This is a genomic window from Sedimentitalea sp., from assembly GCF_039973035.1.
In the GTDB taxonomy this organism is placed as follows: domain Bacteria; phylum Pseudomonadota; class Alphaproteobacteria; order Rhodobacterales; family Rhodobacteraceae; genus Sedimentitalea.
Window position 1 is genome coordinate 174,626 of sequence record NZ_JBDWLR010000020.1, and the last position, 18,006, is coordinate 192,631.

The 18,006-nt window shown below is 58.9% G+C and carries 17 protein-coding genes and 1 tRNA gene; 5 read left to right on the forward strand and 13 right to left on the reverse strand.

Going from position 1 to position 18,006, the window contains the following annotated elements; all coding sequences use genetic code 11:
* Positions 1–264: 264 nt before the first annotated feature.
* Together ABJO75_RS03620 and ABJO75_RS03625 are read right to left on the reverse strand one after the other, a co-directional pair.
* Positions 265–1,023 carry an EcsC family protein gene (locus ABJO75_RS03620; RefSeq protein ID WP_348131197.1) on the reverse strand — a complete coding sequence of 253 codons (759 nt, stop codon included), beginning with the start codon at positions 1,021–1,023 and terminating at the stop codon, positions 265–267.
* A gap of 56 nt (positions 1,024–1,079) precedes the next feature.
* Positions 1,080–1,571 (reverse strand): N-acetyltransferase, encoded by a 492-nt coding sequence (locus ABJO75_RS03625; protein WP_348131200.1) that lies wholly within the window; start codon positions 1,569–1,571, stop codon positions 1,080–1,082.
* 80 nt (positions 1,572–1,651) lie between these two features.
* On the opposite strand from ABJO75_RS03625, the gene ABJO75_RS03630 reads away from it, so the two are divergent.
* The 3 genes from ABJO75_RS03630 (at position 1,652) to ABJO75_RS03640 (ending at position 3,277) form a co-directional block, all read left to right on the forward strand.
* Positions 1,652–2,257 (forward strand): flavin reductase family protein, encoded by a 606-nt coding sequence (locus ABJO75_RS03630; RefSeq protein ID WP_348131203.1) that lies wholly within the window; start codon positions 1,652–1,654, stop codon positions 2,255–2,257.
* 302 nt (positions 2,258–2,559) lie between these two features.
* On the forward strand, positions 2,560–2,817 hold the full coding sequence (locus ABJO75_RS03635) for a YjhX family toxin (RefSeq protein WP_348131206.1): 258 nt from the start codon (positions 2,560–2,562) through the stop codon (positions 2,815–2,817).
* Between the two features lie 13 nt (positions 2,818–2,830).
* Entirely contained in the window at positions 2,831–3,277 is a 447-nt protein-coding gene (locus ABJO75_RS03640; RefSeq protein ID WP_348131209.1) for a GNAT family N-acetyltransferase, read from the forward strand.
* 69 nt (positions 3,278–3,346) lie between these two features.
* Here the strand turns inward: ABJO75_RS03640 and ABJO75_RS03645 are convergent, their stop codons facing one another.
* The 11 genes from ABJO75_RS03645 to ABJO75_RS03695 all read right to left on the reverse strand — a co-directional run bounded on the left by ABJO75_RS03645 (position 3,347) and on the right by ABJO75_RS03695 (position 13,236).
* Positions 3,347–4,984 (reverse strand): SulP family inorganic anion transporter, encoded by a 1,638-nt coding sequence (locus ABJO75_RS03645; protein ID WP_348131212.1) that lies wholly within the window; start codon positions 4,982–4,984, stop codon positions 3,347–3,349.
* A 235-nt stretch (positions 4,985–5,219) separates the two neighbouring features.
* On the reverse strand, positions 5,220–6,776 hold the full coding sequence (locus ABJO75_RS03650) for an AMP-binding protein (RefSeq protein WP_348131215.1): 1,557 nt from the start codon (positions 6,774–6,776) through the stop codon (positions 5,220–5,222).
* Positions 6,777–6,872: 96 nt separating this feature from the next.
* Positions 6,873–7,247 carry a RidA family protein gene (locus tag ABJO75_RS03655; RefSeq protein WP_348131218.1) on the reverse strand — a complete coding sequence of 125 codons (375 nt, stop codon included), beginning with the start codon at positions 7,245–7,247 and terminating at the stop codon, positions 6,873–6,875.
* 4 nt (positions 7,248–7,251) lie between these two features.
* Positions 7,252–8,523, reverse strand: a complete 1,272-nt coding sequence (gene clpX / locus ABJO75_RS03660) for an ATP-dependent Clp protease ATP-binding subunit ClpX (protein ID WP_348131221.1) — start codon at positions 8,521–8,523, stop codon at positions 7,252–7,254.
* A 156-nt stretch (positions 8,524–8,679) separates the two neighbouring features.
* Positions 8,680–9,312 (reverse strand): ATP-dependent Clp protease proteolytic subunit, encoded by a 633-nt coding sequence (locus ABJO75_RS03665; RefSeq protein WP_348131224.1) that lies wholly within the window; start codon positions 9,310–9,312, stop codon positions 8,680–8,682.
* Positions 9,313–9,453: 141 nt separating this feature from the next.
* Entirely contained in the window at positions 9,454–10,488 is a 1,035-nt protein-coding gene (locus ABJO75_RS03670) for a hypothetical protein (RefSeq protein ID WP_348131227.1), read from the reverse strand.
* A gap of 206 nt (positions 10,489–10,694) precedes the next feature.
* Positions 10,695–11,285, reverse strand: a complete 591-nt coding sequence (locus tag ABJO75_RS03675) for a ferric reductase-like transmembrane domain-containing protein (RefSeq protein WP_348131230.1) — start codon at positions 11,283–11,285, stop codon at positions 10,695–10,697.
* Between the two features lie 20 nt (positions 11,286–11,305).
* On the reverse strand, positions 11,306–11,794 hold the full coding sequence (locus ABJO75_RS03680) for a twin-arginine translocation pathway signal (protein ID WP_348131233.1): 489 nt from the start codon (positions 11,792–11,794) through the stop codon (positions 11,306–11,308).
* A gap of 205 nt (positions 11,795–11,999) precedes the next feature.
* Positions 12,000–12,086, reverse strand: a tRNA-Leu gene (locus ABJO75_RS03685).
* Between the two features lie 70 nt (positions 12,087–12,156).
* Positions 12,157–12,717, reverse strand: a complete 561-nt coding sequence (locus tag ABJO75_RS03690) for a hypothetical protein (RefSeq protein WP_348131235.1) — start codon at positions 12,715–12,717, stop codon at positions 12,157–12,159.
* Between the two features lie 30 nt (positions 12,718–12,747).
* The gene (locus tag ABJO75_RS03695) at positions 12,748–13,236 is read right to left on the reverse strand and encodes an Lrp/AsnC family transcriptional regulator (protein ID WP_348131238.1); all 489 of its coding nucleotides are present in this window, start codon (positions 13,234–13,236) and stop codon (positions 12,748–12,750) included.
* A gap of 105 nt (positions 13,237–13,341) precedes the next feature.
* Between ABJO75_RS03695 and putA the strand changes: the two genes are divergently transcribed.
* A complete protein-coding gene (gene putA / locus ABJO75_RS03700) occupies positions 13,342–16,749 on the forward strand; it encodes a bifunctional proline dehydrogenase/L-glutamate gamma-semialdehyde dehydrogenase PutA (protein WP_348131240.1) in 3,408 nt (1,135 codons plus the stop codon).
* Positions 16,750–17,253: 504 nt separating this feature from the next.
* Positions 17,254–17,997 (forward strand): rhomboid family intramembrane serine protease, encoded by a 744-nt coding sequence (locus ABJO75_RS03705; protein WP_348131243.1) that lies wholly within the window; start codon positions 17,254–17,256, stop codon positions 17,995–17,997.
* The last annotated feature ends 9 nt before the right edge of the window (positions 17,998–18,006 follow it).

Sequence of the window (18,006 nt, forward strand, 5' to 3'; positions counted from 1 at the left end):
TACCCAACTGGTTCACTGGCGTGTGCCGTCGGATTCGCTTGGTTCAGGCAACCCCAGTCTCCGTCCCTATGCGACACGTTGACCTGCGTTATCGCATTCACAACCAGAGGGGCAACAAGGCAACTCAATTCAGTTGCTCTGATTCCGGACAAAGCAGCAGATATGCCACGACCTGCGCGAAATTTTCCGGCGCTTAACAAGTGGCAAGTCGGCGGCTGAGTAGTCTGAACGTAGCGTTGAAACCTAGGAAGGATCGGACATCGGTCAGGAAAGACGACCTTGCATGCGCTGGCTAAGTTTGGTGACCAGTTCATTCTCGGCGATGTCTCCGTCGATCGCCAACCGTCGCAATCCGAAATGCACATGCGCAATCTGCTGATAATAGCTGGTATAGACATAGTTGGTTGTCGCGCCTGCAACTGCACCCAGCACCGGTACAGTCTGCGTGGCCAGCTTTTGCCCGAGCACGGTAGCGAGTTTCGGCGCGACCGTCGCGATCAGCTTATGCATCGCACCACCACTCAACGTGAGGCGCAGAGAAACAAACCCCAGATCGGCCCCATCATCCGAGGCCAGCGGCCCTGCGGCAGCAAATACCCGGATACAGTCAAACTGCACGTTCTCGGCAGAAGGATCAAAACCATGCTCGGCTGCCACTCCCTGAATCGCGCGCAGCAAGACCGTTGTGGTTGCAGGGAGCTCCATCAAAGCGGTTGGCAAACCGCCGAACCCGCCAGCGGCCCCCATGGCGGTTGTCACAGCGGTATTAACCCACGGCTTCTGGTCCGGCACCGCGCTGCGGGTTGACTGCGCCGCCTGCATTGCAAGGGTCAACGCCCGTTGGGTCGCATCGCCCAGATTGTCGCGGACTGGCGCGGGTAAGCGCTCCAAGAGGGATTCGGCCTTGCCGCCAAGCAGGTTAAGCGCCCGCACCCCGATACCGCTGGCGGCCCGGTATTGCGCGGCCAGCCGATCCAGTTCTGCCTCGACGTCCACGGCTTCGACGATCTCAATATCTGTCATCACGGCTCCTGTAGCGCGTGATCACAAGATTGGCATTCTGGCAGCGATTTTCAATGTCAGGCGTCTGTCCACCGCGTGACGTCGCCCTGAACCCCGTCCCACGCGCCTGCGCGGATCGCCTGCCCTAACACCCGTTCGGGGTTTGTGGGGGGCGGCATCACCACGCCGGTCAGCGGCTCAAATCCAAACCGCGAATAATACGGGCGATCGCCCACCAACAGCACGCGTTCCCAACCACTGGTTTTGGCGGCGGCAAGCCCGTCGCGGATCAATACCCCCCCCAGCCCTTCGCCTTGGTGGGTCGGGTGGACCGCAACAGGGCCCAGCAAAAGTGCGGCCACGTTGCCAACCCGCACAGGCCAGAATCGGATCGCACCGGCGAGTATTCTCGCCTCGTCACGGGCCACCAGCGACAGTCCGGAAACTGGCGGAATGTCATCGCGCAATCGGTAGGAGGACAGCGCCTCGCGCCCCGGTGCAAAGCAGAGATCATAGAGCGCCTCGACTTCCCACCAATCCTCCCCGGTTTCCGGTCTAAGCTCTATCACGCGATCATCCCAACGGCGGTATGTGGTGGAATTCGCCCTAACACGCCGCTAGGTCTGGGGCAAACAGTCGGAGTAACCCCATGTTCTATCGCCCCCAAGACGGTCACGGCCTGCCCCATAACCCGTTCAATGCCATCGTCACGCCCCGCCCTATTGGCTGGATTTCGAGTCGCGCCGCAGACGGGACCAACAACCTCGCGCCCTATTCGTTCTTCAATGCGATTGCCTATGTGCCACCGCAGGTGATGTTTTCGTCTACGGGCAGCAAACCAGATCAGAACGGCACCAAGGACAGCGTCGCAAATATCGCGGAAACCGGGGTGTTCTGCGTCAATATCGTCGAATACACCGCGCGCGATGCGATGAACATCACCTCAAAAGGCGCCGAAAAAGAGGTCGACGAGTTCAGCGCCGCGGGCCTGACAGCAGTCGAATGCGAAACCATCCCCTGCGCACGGGTGCAGGGCGCACCGGCATCACTTGAATGCAAGCTCACCCAGATCGTCGAACTGCCTGGTGAATCCAATCGGCTGGTGTTGGGCGAAGTTGTTGGCATCCACATGCGGGACGACTGTATTCGCGATGGGCGGTTTGATATCACCACGTTCCAGCCCCTCGCGCGGCTGGGGTACCGCGACTACAGCCATGTGACCGAGCTTTTCGAACTGGTACGACCGGATGACTGATCTGCACAGACTGTGACCTCGATCAACACAGCAGATGCTACGCCGATCTCACATGTGATCGCTGGATGACAGTTTGTGCAAAGTAGCATCCTGAAGACTTGAGAATTGCGGCACAGACGCCTATGTGAAGCGCATCCCGAGAACAGAGTGTCTCGGGCAATGGAGATTTTATGTTAGAGACCCGGGCAATCGCCCGTTCCTGATCTTTCACGAAACATCAGGAATGACGGACACAACAAGGACCCTCACGCGCAACGCTGAGCGGCCCTGTGACTGTACTCTCATGAAATCGAGACACTCCTTTGAACATATCAAAGCACGAACAGCGTGTTTTGCATGAACTCGCCCTTGGTGGATCCATCCACTATGAGCGCAGCGATAATGGCAAGATAAGAGACATCACCTGCTTTACACGTCAGGGTCATATTCTGACCGACTGCACGTATGAAGTTTTCCGTCGGTTGAGAAAACGCCGGTTCGTACTTTCGACAAAAGGCCAACCTTACCGCTTGTCGCGGTTGGGCGGGGCCGTCGTGCGCGCGCAACTCAATCAACGCTAACAAGGATCACCCAATGAAGACTCCCAACATTTCGATCCGCGCCTATCGCAAGGATGATATTGAACCCGTCATGGTGGCTTGGCGAAATGCCAATGCGGTGGCGCATCCCTTCCTCTCTGATGACTTTGTTGCCGAACTGGAACAGGCCATTCGACACATCTATGTTCCCAAGGCGGAAACCTACGTGCTGGAAGAGAATGGCCACGTCATCGGTTTCATCGCCCTGCTTGGCAATGACATCGGCGGCCTGTTTCTTGATCCAGCGCGTCATGGGCTGGGCTATGGCAAAGCGCTCGTGACCTATGCCGCACAACTCAAAGGCCCGTTGACCGTCGATGTGTTTCGCGACAACGAAATCGGCCGCCCATTCTATGAACATGTCGGTTTCGCATTTGTCTCGGACGAGCTTCACGAACCATCAGGTCAGATAAGCCGCAAGATGGCGATGCCCGGAGCATAGCGGCAAAAGCAAAGTGTCGCCCCACTGTTATGGGGCGGCACCTAAAAGACATGTATTTCTTTGGGCGTGTCAGTGCCCGCCCAGAATCCCAGTGCGCACGGAATAATCGACCGCCAGTTCGTAGTCGGGATCATCGTCGCTGTCCACGATCAGGTGCCCCGCCTTGGTCAGCAACCTGTGGCAATCCCGGCTGAGATGGCGCAGCTTGATCTCTTTGCCTGCAGCCGCGTATTTCGCGGCAATGGCCTCGATCGCCTGAAGCGCGGATTGATCGACCACCCGGCTGTCGGCAAAATCAATGATCACGTTTTCAGGGTCGTCTTCGATGGTAAACAGCTCGACAAAACCTTCCGAAGACCCAAAGAACAGCGGCCCCTTGATCTCGTAAACCTTGGCCCCTTTTTCGGTGACAGAATCCCGTGTCACCGCATGAATGCGACGCGCGTTGTTCCAAGCATAGGCCAACGCGCTGACGATGACACCGACGACCACGGCAACCGCAAGGTCTTCCATCACCGTTACAACGGTCACCAGCAGGATCACGAAGGCGTCCATCAAAGGCACCTTGCGCAGGATGGTCAGGCTGTTCCAGGCGAACGTCCCGATCACCACCATGAACATCACGCCGACCAATGCGGCCAACGGGATCAGTTCGATCACCGGGGCGGCGAACAGAATAAAGATTAACAGGAAGACCGCGGCTGCGATTCCGGCGACGCGGGTGCGCCCACCGGATTTCACGTTGATCATCGACTGCCCGATCATCGCACAGCCCCCCATGCCACCAAAAAAGCCGGTGACGGTGTTGGCTACACCCTGCGCAATACATTCTTGCGACGCGCCGCCACGCTTACCGGTCATTTCGCCCACAAGGTTCAGTGTCAGCAAGCTTTCAATCAGGCCAATGGCGGCGAGAATGATCGCATAAGGCAGGATGATTTCAAAAGTTTCGAGCGTCAGAGGCACCATCGGGATATGAAATGACGGCAAGCCACCCTGAATAGACGCGAGATCGCCAACACGAGGCACATCCAGACCCATCGCAATCACCAGCCCTGCGACGACACCGATACCGGCAAGCGGTGCAGGGATTACCCGTGTGATGCGCGGCATGATCCAGATGATTGCCATGGTCAGCGCCACGAGCCCAAGCATGAGATAAAGCGGCATACCACTCAGCCATTCGCCGCCTGAAACGCCGTGTCCGGTGTTTTCCATGCTGCCCGGCACCTTGAATTGACCCATCTGTGCAAGAAAGATCACGATCGCCAGACCGTTGACAAAGCCCAGCATCACCGGGTGCGGCACGAGGCGGATAAACTTGCCCCATTGCATGATTCCGGCAAACACCTGCAGCAAGCCCATCAGGACCACAGTGGCAAACAGGTACTCGACCCCGTGCTGTGCCACGAGGGCCACCATGACAACCGCCAACGCCCCGGTCGCGCCCGAAATCATCCCCGGACGACCGCCGATCAGCGCGGTAATCAACCCGACCAGAAACGCTGCGTAAAGCCCGACCAGCGGATGCACCCCGGCGACAAAGGCAAAGGCCACCGCCTCTGGGACAAGGGCCAGTGCCACGGTCAATCCAGACAGCAATTCGATGCGCAACCGCGACGGCGTCAACCGTTCATCCGGCATCCATCTGAGATCGGGCATGACAAGTCGGTCGGCGAAAGCAGCCAGAATAGCTTTGCGGGGCATCGAATGTTCCTGTTTGTATCGGGTCGTCAAAGCGTTTCGACGATACGTTGAAACGCTTGCAGTTCGTCTATGGCGCTCGGATCTTAAGAATTCAGGCGGCAAAAGCCCATTGAGGAGACCCTCGGTATGGTTCTGCGCCAGCAAAGATGCCTCTTACACGCATCTTGTCAATAAAGCCATGCCGCCACAATAATGTCTGCCATGCAGGTCATACATGGCTGCATTCGCAATCGGATCAGCCCGCAAGCCGGTCCTTGAGCACGCGGCGCAATATTTTGCCCGCTGCGGTTTTTGGAATCTCGTCGACAATCTCCATCCGGCGGACCTGTTTGTAATGCGACAGGCGCCCCTCTAGATAGCCCTGAATAGTCTCAAGCGTGACCTCCGCGTTCGGCGCGGGCACCACGAACGCCATCGGCACTTCGCCCGCCTCATCATCGGTCACGCCGATCACGGCAACGTCGACGATCTCGTGGTGAGTCAGTAGCTCTGCTTCCAGTTCGGCCGGAGCCACCTGAAAGCCCTTGTACTTGATCAACTCCTTCACCCGGTCTGTGATAAACAGATACCCGTCCTGATCGAAATGCCCGATATCGCCGGTATGCAGCCATCCATCGCTGTCTAGGGCCTCGGCAGTGGCGTCAGGATTGTTCAGATAGCCTTTCATCACCTGCGGCCCGCGCACCCACAATTCGCCGGTCTCACCCCGCGCCATGTCCTCGCCGTTTTCGGTGCTGACGATCCGACATTCTGTGTTTGGGGCGGTCATACCTGACGCCCCTGCCCGCGCTAGTGCTGGCGGTGCCAGATGGCTGACCGGGCTGAGTTCGGTCATCCCGTAGCCCTGGGTCGCCATGCAATTCAACCGTTTGCTGACCAACGCGGCCACATCACCGCCCAAGGGCGCAGCGCCGGAACTCACCTGAACGACCGCCGAGAGGTCGTAGTTGTCTACAATCGGATGTTTGGCGAGGGCGATGGCAATCGGGGGAACGATCCACATGCGCGGCGTCCTGTATTTTTCGCACAGCGCCAAGTATTGCTCCAGATCGAACCGTGGCATCGTCACCAATGCCGCCCCAACCGCCAGATGCATGTTGATCAAAACCTGCATCCCGTAGATGTGAAAGAACGGCAGGAAGGCCACCGCGATTTCAGCCCCCTTGAGCTCCGAGGCCTGCAGGGTCTGATCGATATTGACCACCATGCTTCGATGGGTCAGCATCACGCCTTTGGGCAACCCGGTTGTGCCCGATGAATAGGGCAAGGCCATCACATGTTCATCCAGATCGACCGGCGTCTGATCCTCCTGTGGCGGTCCCATCAGGTCCATCAACGACGCCGCGCCAGCGGCGTCGCCTATCACGTAGATCTCGCCGACACCCGTATTTTTGATCGCCTCACGCGCAGTATCGAGAAAGGGCGCAATGGTGATCAATATCCTGGCATCGGCGCTGATCAACTGGTGATGCACCTCATGCGCCGTATAGGTGGGGTTGATCGTGGTGATCGTGCCTCCTGCCCAGGCAACGCCATGAAATACAACACAATATTCCGGCAGATTCGGGGCCATCAACGCGATACAGGCACCCTTGCCCAGACCTTTCTGGTTCAACCCACCCGCCAACGACTTGATCCCACCGACGAACTGCTTAACCGTCATCTTGCGCCCGGTAGGCCCGTCAATTAGGATCACGCGATCCGGATCATCACCAAGCCCCTCAAACACCCGTTGGGTGATCGTCACATCCCGGATCTCGACATCCGGAAAGCTGCTCTTGATGATGGTCATGATTGTTTCCCCCCCAGAAATCCGCCCGCAGTTTGTCGCGGGCCGTGGATCACGTTAGCGGGGTCAGAAGCAATCTGGCAAGAGAAGCGTAGGCGGTCAGGTGTTTGGAGTCTCAGGCACGAGTGCTGTGACTTCGATCTCGATCCGATACTTCGGGTCGATTAGGCCACATTCAATCATGGTCGCGGCAGGCGGGTTTTTTCCGAACGTCTCTGACAGAATCGGCCAACAGGGTGCAAACTCTGTACGCTCCGGCAGCATATAGGTGACCCGCACCACATCTGCAAAGGATGCGCCAGCCTCGTTCAATGCGTTGCCGATGATTTCGAGGGCGGCTCGGCATTGATCCACAACGCCGTCGCCTTGTCCCACCGTTCCGGCCACGTGAACGAAGCCACCTGCCACGACCGCCCGACAGTACCCGATCCGGTTTTCAAACTCTCCACCGGATGGGATACGCCGAATGCTCATGGGCTTAGCCTGCGGTTGCTGCGGGTTCCTTTTCCGCATCCGCATGGATCATCAGCGGCGCCGCCTCGGATCGCGCGGATTCTTCGTTGACGACGACCTTGGTCACGCTGTCCAGTCCCGGCAATTCAAACATGGTATCCAGCAGGATATCTTCGAGGATCGAGCGCAGACCCCGCGCACCAGTCTTGCGTTCGATTGCACGTTTCGCGATCGCGGCCAGAGCGTCGTCGGTAAACTGCAGTTCGGTATCCTCAAGCTCGAAGAGACGCTGGTATTGCTTGACCAGCGCATTCTTGGGCTTTGTCAGAATGGTCACCAGCGCGTCCTGATCCAGATCCTCGAGTGTGGCGAGAACCGGCAAACGGCCGACGAATTCCGGGATCAAACCGAACTTCAGCAGGTCTTCGGGTTCGAGATCGGTGAAAATCTCGCCCACGCCGCGTTCGTCATCATCGCGGACATCCGCACCAAAGCCCATCGCGCTGCCCTTGCCACGCTGGGCAATGATCTTGTCCAGTCCCGCAAAGGCGCCACCACAGATGAACAGGATATTGGTCGTGTCCACCTGCAGGAATTCCTGCTGCGGATGCTTGCGCCCGCCTTGTGGCGGCACACTGGCGACGGTGCCTTCCATCAGTTTGAGCAAGGCCTGCTGTACGCCCTCGCCCGACACATCGCGAGTGATCGACGGGTTTTCGGACTTGCGGGTGATCTTGTCGACCTCGTCGATATAGACGATGCCGCGTTGCGCGCGTTCGACGTTGTATTCGCTGGACTGCAAGAGCTTGAGAATGATGTTCTCGACATCCTCGCCCACATAGCCCGCCTCGGTCAGCGTCGTTGCATCCGCCATCGTGAATGGCACATCCAGAATCCGCGCCAAAGTCTGCGCCAGCAATGTCTTGCCGCAGCCCGTGGGGCCGATCAGCAGGATATTGGATTTGGCCAGCTCGATATCGCTGCCAGCCTTCTGCGCGTGGTTCAGACGCTTGTAGTGATTGTGTACAGCCACCGACAGAACGCGTTTGGCCATGGCCTGACCGATCACATAGTCGTCAAGAACTTCGCAGATGTCCTTGGGAGTAGGCACCCCGTCGGTCGCCTTCAGCCCCGAGGCCTTGGTTTCCTCGCGGATGATGTCCATGCACAATTCAACGCATTCATCACAGATAAAGACGGTTGGGCCCGCAATCAGCTTGCGCACCTCGTGCTGGCTCTTGCCGCAAAAGCTGCAATAAAGTGTATTTTTGCTGTCGCCGCTCGAGTTCGTTGCCATGATTAACCTTTCTGGCTTCGATTTCCACGCCATCCCGTCTTTGACAGGACAGATTCACCCACCTCGCGGCAGCTTAGGGCAGGGCCAAGGGCATCACAATCGCAAATCGTGCCCTTGGCGTACCGCTTTGTGCGGCGCTGCCCCGATGCCTGAAACTCAGGCGCCCTTGTCTTCGCCCTTGTCGCGGCTGGCCACGATCTCGTCGATATGGCCCCAGTCTTTTGCCTCTTCCGGAGACATGAAGTTATCGCGATCAAGCGCCTTTTCAACGGCCTTCTTGGTCTGGCCGGTGTGCTTGACATAGATGTCATACAACCGATCCTTGAGCTTTTGCGTCTCGGCCGCATGAATCATGATATCGCTGGCCTGACCCTGATAGCCACCGCTGGGCTGGTGCACCATGATCCGGCTGTTTGGAAGGCTGAACCGCATGCCCGCCTCACCACCGGCCAACAGGACCGACCCCATCGACGCGGCCTGCCCGATGCATAGCGTGCTGACCTTGGGTTTGATGTACTGCATTGTGTCATAGATCGACAGGCCCGACGTCACGACACCGCCCGGCGAGTTGATGTACAGGCTGATTTCCTTGGACGGGTTTTCAGCTTCAAGATGCAGCAACTGCGCCACGACCAGATGGCTCATCCCGTCGTGGATCGGGCCGTTGATGAAAATGATCCGCTCCTTCAGCAGGCGCGAAAAGATATCATAGGCGCGCTCACCGCGGCTCGTCTGCTCCACGACCATCGGTACGAGGGTATTCATATAGGTTTCTGTGGGATCAAACATCTGTGCCTGCCTGCTGTTCTGGATGGACCGGGACCATACCCGGCGATGCGTTAGCAGAGTCTTAGTATCGCCATCGGGGGGCTGCAAGGGCAGCAGCCCAATTTGGCGACAGCTCTTTTTTGCATCCACGTTCAAGAGCGCTCAAATCATCGGCCAGAACAAATATGTACACAGACCTGCAAACGCCGATGGAAAAACCGCCCGCGACACCACATCAATGCGGTCTGCGACCTGCGCGCGCCCACGCGTCGCGAAATAGCCGGTGGCCAGACATTGCAGCAGTGCAGCGAAAACAAATATCGTGGCCACCGCAATATATCGATCCAGAAGCGTGAAATACCCCAGGCGCGGCAACATGTTTGTCGTTGCAAATATAAACGCGATCATGGTCAGAACGGCGGTCGCAGACAGCCCCAACTGGGTGCCGAATTCCTTGGCGTCAATCCAGAACACCATCCACGACATGCTGACGATCAGCGCAATCGGCAGCATGATTTTCAAAACGTAAAAGCTGCTGTAGCGCTTGAGGGAGAGAACAAGATCCAACGTGGCATGTGTCTTGCCCGTCGTCTGGAGCGTCTGCTCGCCCACGACATTGCTTACACTCAGAACCTGCCAGTCGGATATGTTCACGACCGACGCGATCCCCGAATAATCTGGATCGGCAACCACGTTCACCTTGGGTTTACTCCAGTCCAGCGGAAAGAACCGCAAGGCGATGTTCTGCGTATCAAATGGAAAGCTTTCCAGCGAATGGTAACTTGAAAACGTCCCCGCGCCACGTTGCAAGTAGGTGACCTGCCCGCCTTCTTCGATGCTGACGGTTTGCGGCCATCGCATGAAAATGCGCCCTGAATTGCGCAGCAATAACATAGGGTACCAGACGTCCGTCAGCTTTAGCCTGCACCCTGCCCAATCGGCCAGCCGCGGATCGGTCCAGCGCATGCGCAGTGCAATATCAAGCGTTATGGTTTGATCAACATCATCGATCCCCCTGAGATCGACGACGAGCGCACCCACGGATACATCCGTCGCGACGCCCGCAGGGTCGGGCCGCACGTCCGTTCTGATATTCGGAGGTGCGCATGACTCCTGCGCTGCAGAAAGCCGGGGCAGACAAATCAGAAACAGCGCGACCAGACCGGTCATCAGACAAAGGAAGGCAGGCTGACGCATCGGATCTCCTCGGGTAAACCGCGTTTGAATTTGCCGCAAAGACCATCATTCGCAGATTGTGAGAGAAATCCATAAAATTCGCAGCTTACAGGCATTTGTAGATCTGACTGTAATCGCGAAATGCGGTTGCATCACAAGACCGTAAACGCCGTTGGCCTGGTCATTTCCAGAGGTGGAGCGCGGTCCTGCCCCCACCGATCCCGGCATCATCTGCGACGACGCATGAGGAATTGCCAAGCTCGCCGCTCAATTATCACTTTCGCCGCCGCGCCAATGACCAGAATGCAGAGCATGATTTTGGAAACCATGCCCATTGTGCCTTCTACCAACATCGCATGGGCCACGCTCATCACCACCGCCAGCACCACACAGACCGTATGGCCGATGCGCCAGACGTTTGGGCGCAGCCGCTTGCGCAGCATAGCGAGGAGCGCGGCGGCAAAGACCGCCCACATCGCGATGACACCCCAATCAGAGAACGGCGTGGGTGAGACGAACAACAACGCGTCGATGACATCGGGTGGGCTGGTTATCCAGAGACCTGCGACGTGAACGACCACGGCACCGACGAGGCACACTCCAACTATGCGATGCACAGATCGGCCGCGTCGCTCGGGCAGACCGGGCAGGTATCCCCCAATCAAAAGCGGCTGTAGCAGCAACAATGCAAGCGCCGTCACCCCCGCAAAACCCGCTATGATATAGACCGGTTGACGCCATGCCAGCAGCGGACTCTGCGTCGCGACACCAAGCGGAACCGCTATGGAGATCGCAAGCGCGATCCAGATCAGAGCCACTTTGACGATCTCCATCCGTCTCAAACAGGCAGAAGGACGAAATCGGCGCTCAGCGTCGTATCATTTGTGCGTGGCAAGATCGGGCGCAGGAAAACCGTCTCGAAGTCATCCCCGTCATAGGCAAGATGGCCATGCGGCTGACCAAACGCAGGAACGATCTGTGGCATCTCAAGGCGGAAAATCCCCTTGGCGTCCGTCAGCGTGGCGCCGTGACTGTGCGGGTCACGCTCATGACCCTCGGTCGTATGCGCCCAGACCTGTATGCGCTGCCCCGCCAACGGAGCGCCATCGCCCGCGCGGCGCACCGTTCCGGTCATCCAGAATCCCCCGTTTCCAATGCGTTCGACGATCGGAGCACCCGGTATGTAATTGTTGGCCCCACCGCGCATGGATCGCGTCGGCGCGAGGCTTTGCGCCCTTGCGGGCACAGCAACTCCGGAACCGCCCGCCACCAACAAGGCTGCCGAAGTCGCAAGGACACTACGGCGCGTCATCAAGGCTCGTGTCATGCTGAACTGTCCTCCGCGGCAGACGAATGCCCGGTCATTTCCCAAGGCTGATCAAATGGGCCTTAACCGGAATCACCGGACCCAAATTCAAAGTACCAGATTGCGAAGGCGAGGCGAACTGCTCCCACAGCTTCGTGAAGGCACATGGTGCAGAGTCCGCCATCGCTGCCCAATCCTTCGCCACGGTAATTGGTTAGCGGTCAACTGGTGCGGGCGGTGGGAGTCGAACCCACACGGGCACAAGGCCCAACAGATTTTAAGTCTGGTATGTCTACCATTCCATCACGCCCGCACTCGCGCAGTTGTTACTGCAACATGTCGGGCACCTCAACGATCCTATCAAGCAAAATGGCAAATTGCAGTCAGATATCTTTGCCCGTAGGCGCCAGCGGGCCGCCGGGTGCGGCCAGACCCCGTTCGGGCAGCCATGGATTGAGTGACAGCGCGCGTGCCATGTCCAGCCTCGCCTCTGCAAGACGCTGCAATCCCAGCAGCGTCAAAGCGCGGCCTGACAGCGCGGCGATGTGATCTGGCGACAACGCCAGAGCGCGGTCAAGATCGTCTAAAGCGGCTGGAAAATCCTGCCGCAGATAGCTGACAAACGCCCGTTGGTTGTATCCTTCGGCATAGTCCGGGCAATAGGCCACCAGTCGATCCAACGCCTCGTAGGCCGCAAGAAAATCATAGGCCGCTCGACGTTCCATCCCACGATCCAACAACTCTTGTGCCGGTTCGTCCGGCGCATCCGCCCAATATTCCCACATCCGGTTCGATATCAGCCGCGCTTCGACCTCTGTTTCCGCAGCCTGAATTTGCGAGACCAGTTCCGCAAGCGTGTCAGCGTGGTCCGGTGCCGCCGGACAGCCATCGGCGTGCGCGCTATGGGCAGCGAGACCGACAAGAATTGGCAAGACAAAACGCATGCCGCCATGCTGCCACCTGCCCCACCCGGGTCAAGTCACATTTCCGAGCGGTCCCAGTGCCGCGTCTTCCTTGACTGCTTGCATCGCCACATAGGTCGAGGTGCCTGCCACATGCGGCAGGGTCGAGATCTTCTCGGCCAGAACGATCCGGTATTCCGTCATCGAACGGGTTCTGATCTTCATCAGATAGTCGAATTTCCCGGCAATCAGGTGCACCTGCTCGATCTCGCCGATTTTGGCCACCGCTGCATTGAACGCCGCCAGCGCTGCTTCGCGTGTGTCGTGCAACCGAACTTCGACAAAGGCGACATGATCCAGACCCAAACGGATCGGATCAATCAAGGCCCTGTACCCCGTGATCACCCCGTCATGTTCCAACCGCCGCAAACGCGTCTGTGTCGGTGATTTGCTCAGACCGATTCGGCGGGCAAGGTCTGCAATGCTGATGCGACCATCCTCGGAGAGCACTTCAAGAATCTTGCGATCATATCCATCAAGCTCTGGCCAGTCAGTTTGCATCGCCAATCACCAAATTTTCGGACCTTTGGCCCGACAATTCCCCAAAATCAGGACAACCGCCTGCATATTCCTAACTATATTGACCGAATAACCCGGAGGCCAGACATGAACGCAACATCTACACTTCGTCACCGTATTGATGCCGAAAAATTCGCGGATGAATCCGCTGTCGTCGCCCGTCTCGTCGAGAGCGCCGGGCTGACCGAGGCTGACCGTAGCGCGATCTGCGCCTCTGGTGCCGATCTCGTCCGCAACATCCGCGCCAGTACTGCGCCCGGGTTGATGGAAGTATTTCTCGCCGAATACGGCCTGTCCACCGACGAAGGCATCGCCCTGATGTGTCTGGCCGAGGCGCTGCTGCGGGTGCCCGATGCCGATACCATTGATGCGCTGATCGAGGACAAGATTGCGCCAAGCGACTGGGGCAAGCACCTCGGTCACTCGTCTTCCTCACTGGTCAACGCCTCCACTTGGGCGCTGATGCTGACCGGTAAGGTGCTGGATGACGACGCGCCCAGCCCCGTGCGCGCCCTGCGCAGTGCTGTCAAACGCCTCGGCGAACCGGTGATCCGCACCGCCACCACCCGCGCCATGAAAGAGATGGGCCGCCAGTTCGTATTGGGCGAGAACATCAACGCGGCGATGAAACGCGCCGCCGAGATGGAAGCCAAGGGCTATACCTACAGCTATGACATGCTGGGCGAAGCCGCCCGCACCGAGGCCGACGCCGCCCGCTATCACCTCAGCTATTCGCGCGCGATCTCGGCCATTGCCACCGCCTGTAACTCCGATGATATCCGTGAAAATCCGGGCATTTCGGTCAAGCTGTCGGCACTGCACCCCCGCTATGAGGTGGCGCAAGAGGCGCGCGTGATGTCCGATCTGGTGCCGCGCCTGCGCTCTCTGGCCCTGCTTGCGAAATCTGCGGGCATGGGGCTCAACGTGGACGCCGAAGAAGCCGACCGGCTTGCCCTGTCGCTTGACGTCATCGACCTTGTGCTCAGCGAACCCGCGCTTGCCGGGTGGGACGGTTTTGGCGTGGTTGTGCAGGCCTATGGCCCACGCGCCGGCAGCGTCATCGACGCCCTGTATGAAATGGCAAACCGCCACGACCGCCGCATCATGGTGCGTCTGGTAAAAGGCGCCTATTGGGATACCGAGGTAAAGCTCGCACAGGTGGACGGCATGTCCGGGTTCCCGGTCTTTACCCGCAAGCCGATCACCGATGTCTCTTACATCGCGAACGCCCGTAAACTGCTGAACATGACCGACCGGATCTACCCGCAGTTCGCCACTCACAACGCGCATACCGTTGCTTCGATTCTGCACATGGCGACCGACGCCAAAGCTTATGAATTCCAGCGCCTGCATGGCATGGGCGAAACCCTGCACCAGATCGTCAAAACCCAGAACACCACCCGCTGCCGCATCTATGCACCGGTTGGCGCGCACCGCGATCTTTTGGCCTATCTTGTCCGTCGCCTGCTGGAAAACGGGGCCAACAGCTCGTTCGTGAACCAAATCGTGGACGAAAACGTGCCGCCCGAGACCGTCGCGGCGGATCCGTTCGCGCAGATCGATGCCGCAACGCCACCATTGCCAACCGGGGTCGATCTCTATCAGCCGGAACGCCCGAACTCGCGCGGTTTTGACCTGACCCACGCACCGACGCTGGCTATGATCGACGAGGCCCGCGACCATTTCAAAAACCACAACTGGACATCCGGTCCGTTGTTGGCAGGCACCGCGGCCCCCGAAGCTCCGCAGCCTGTAATCAATCCGGCGAATGGTACCCAGACCGGCACCGTCGCCCCGACCAGCGCCGCAGATGTCGAAACCGCACTGGCCGCAGCACAGCCTTGGGCCGTCCCGGCTTCAGACCGCGCCGCGATCCTCAACGCCGCTGCCGATCTTTACGAGGCCAATTTCGGCGAGATCTTTGCGCTGCTTACCCGCGAGGCCGGGAAATCCCTGCTCGACGGCGTTGCCGAACTGCGCGAAGCGGTTGATTTCCTGCGCTATTACGCGGAGAACATCCCCGCGTCTGAACCGGCAGGCACCTTTACCTGCATCAGCCCGTGGAACTTTCCACTCGCCATCTTTACCGGCCAAATCGCTGCGGCGCTGGCCACAGGCAATGCCGTGCTCGCGAAACCGGCCGAACAGACGCCGCTGATCGGTTATCTGGCGGTTACGCTGCTGCACAATGCCGGCGTTCCGGCGTCGGCATTGCAACTGCTGCCGGGCAGCGGCATGGTCGGCGCGGCGCTCACCTCGGATCCGCGTGTTGACGGCGTTGCCTTCACCGGCTCGACCGCCACCGCAATGAAAATCCGCTCCGCGATGGCCGATAACCTTGCTCCCGGCGCGCCGCTCATTGCGGAAACCGGCGGCCTGAACGCCATGATCGTCGACAGCACGGCCTTGCCCGAACAGGCGGTTCAGTCGATTGTCGAAAGCGCCTTTCAGTCGGCTGGCCAGCGCTGCTCTGCCCTGCGCTGCCTCTATGTGCAGGAAGACGTTGCGGATGATCTGCTGACGATGCTCAAGGGGGCGATGGATGCGTTGTCGCTGGGCGATCCCTGGTTGCTCTCCACCGACTCGGGGCCTGTCATCGACGATCTCGCCTTTCAGGGGATCAGCGCCCATATCGACGCTGCCCGGAATGAAGGCCGCGTGATCAAGGAACTGCGCGCGCCTGCAGGCGGCACATTCGTAGCACCGACCATGATCTCGATCGACGGCATCAGCGATCTGGAACGCGAGATTTTTGGCCCGGTTCTGCATGTCGTCCGGTTCCGCTCGGGTGATCTGGACAAGGTGATTGCCGACATCAACGCCACTGGCTATGGCCTCACCTTTGGCCTGCACACCCGCATCGACGATCGGGTGCAGCACGTGACCGAGGCGATCCATGCGGGCAACATTTATGTCAACCGCAACCAGATCGGCGCAATTGTCGGCAGTCAACCCTTTGGCGGCGAAGGCCTGTCAGGCACCGGCCCCAAGGCAGGTGGCCCGAACTATATGCCGCGTTTCTGCGCGCCGGACCGGCAAGAGACCGCCTCAGATTGGGACAAGGCCGCTGGCGAACTGCCCGCCCCCACCGGCGGCCAAACACAGCCACCCGCCCGAATCCTGCCCGGCCCCACAGGCGAGTCCAACCGGCTCAGCATGCTGCCGCGCGAGCCGTTGTTGTGCATGGGTCCTGGTGCCGAGGCCGCAGATGCGCAAATGCAGGCCGTGCTAGACCTTGGCGGCATTGCGGTCCGCTGCGACGGTCGCATCGATCCCGACACGTTGACCAGTATGATCGGTCTTGGTGGTGTGCTCTGGTGGGGTGATGCAGATACTGCACGCGCCATTGAGCAAGCACTGGCGCGTCGCGATGGTGCGATCATTCCGCTGATCCCCGGCAAACCCGACATCGCGCGGGTGATGGGCGAACGGCACGTCTGCGTCGACACCACCGCGGCGGGCGGCAACGCAGCACTTCTCGGCGGAAACGCCTGAGCAAACAAACCTGCCGGTCGCATCAGGTGATCGGCAGGTTTGAACCTTTGCTTTGATCCGGAATGCCGCTCCACAGGCCAAAGAAACTCAATCTATTTTTGTCGCTCTCACTACGATAACCGCATCATGTTAGTTGATCGGGTCTCCGACGATGTATTCGCAAAGGACGTCGGCGACGTCGACGAGGCCTTCTCTTTCGTAGTCTGGAAGGCTCTGAAAGAGCGCTGGCTGTTGGCAGTGGCCCAGTGCAATACGCAATGTCCGGTCCAGAGAGGCATCATTGCATTCTCGTAAATCTCAGCGGCACCGCCAGAGAGTGAAACGACATTGGGAATTCTCCCGTTACCTTTCCGCCTGATCCTATTGCGCAATGCGCGGGAACGGTCAGTGGGTGGATTGATCAACGCCAAATTTGTCTAGCGCATTTGATACCTACCGCTATACTTTCGCCCCCTCACGGCTTGGCCACTTGACCCCGGCTCGCTTTAAGACCAGCGTCCCGGCATGTTTCCGATCCGCGATCACAATCCATCAGGGCGCACGCCCTATGTTGTTTACGGGCTTATGGCGGCCAACATCCTGATCTTTTTCAGCTATGCAGGCATTCTGAACGATAAGTATGCGCTTTATGGCCTGTTCGGAGAATGGGCGATGGTCCCAGCGCGCATCAGCAACGGGATGAACTATCATACACTCTTCAGTTCGATGTTCCTACACGCGGGCTGGATGCACCTGATCGGCAACATGCTGTTCCTCTGGATTTTTGGCGACAACCTCGAAGACGAGATGGGGCATGTCAAATTCCTCGCCTTCTACCTCGCCTGCGGCCTTGGTGCCGGGTTGGCGCATGTGCTGGCAGCACCCTATTCCGCCGTCCTCACAGTCGGTGCATCAGGTGCGATTGCCGGGGTGATGGGAGGCTATTTGCTGCTCTTTCCGCGCGCGCGTGTCGACGTACTGCTGATCATTATTATCTTTTTCCGCATCTTCGCGATCCCCGCGTGGATCGTTCTCGCCGTCTGGTTTGCGTTCCAGTTCTTTGGCGGGCTCGGGGCCGATCCGGAGGCCGGAGGCGTAGCTTATTGGGCACATGCCGGGGGGTTTGTCATAGGCTTGGTTCTGGCTATGCCACTCTGGCTACGCCTCGGGGGGCCGCGCTTTTGGCAACGAACCCATGGCAAGCCACCCCACCCGGAATCCCACTATCGCCTCAGCGAAAGCAGCATTCCAAAGATTCGCAGGAAATGACGCCGCAGG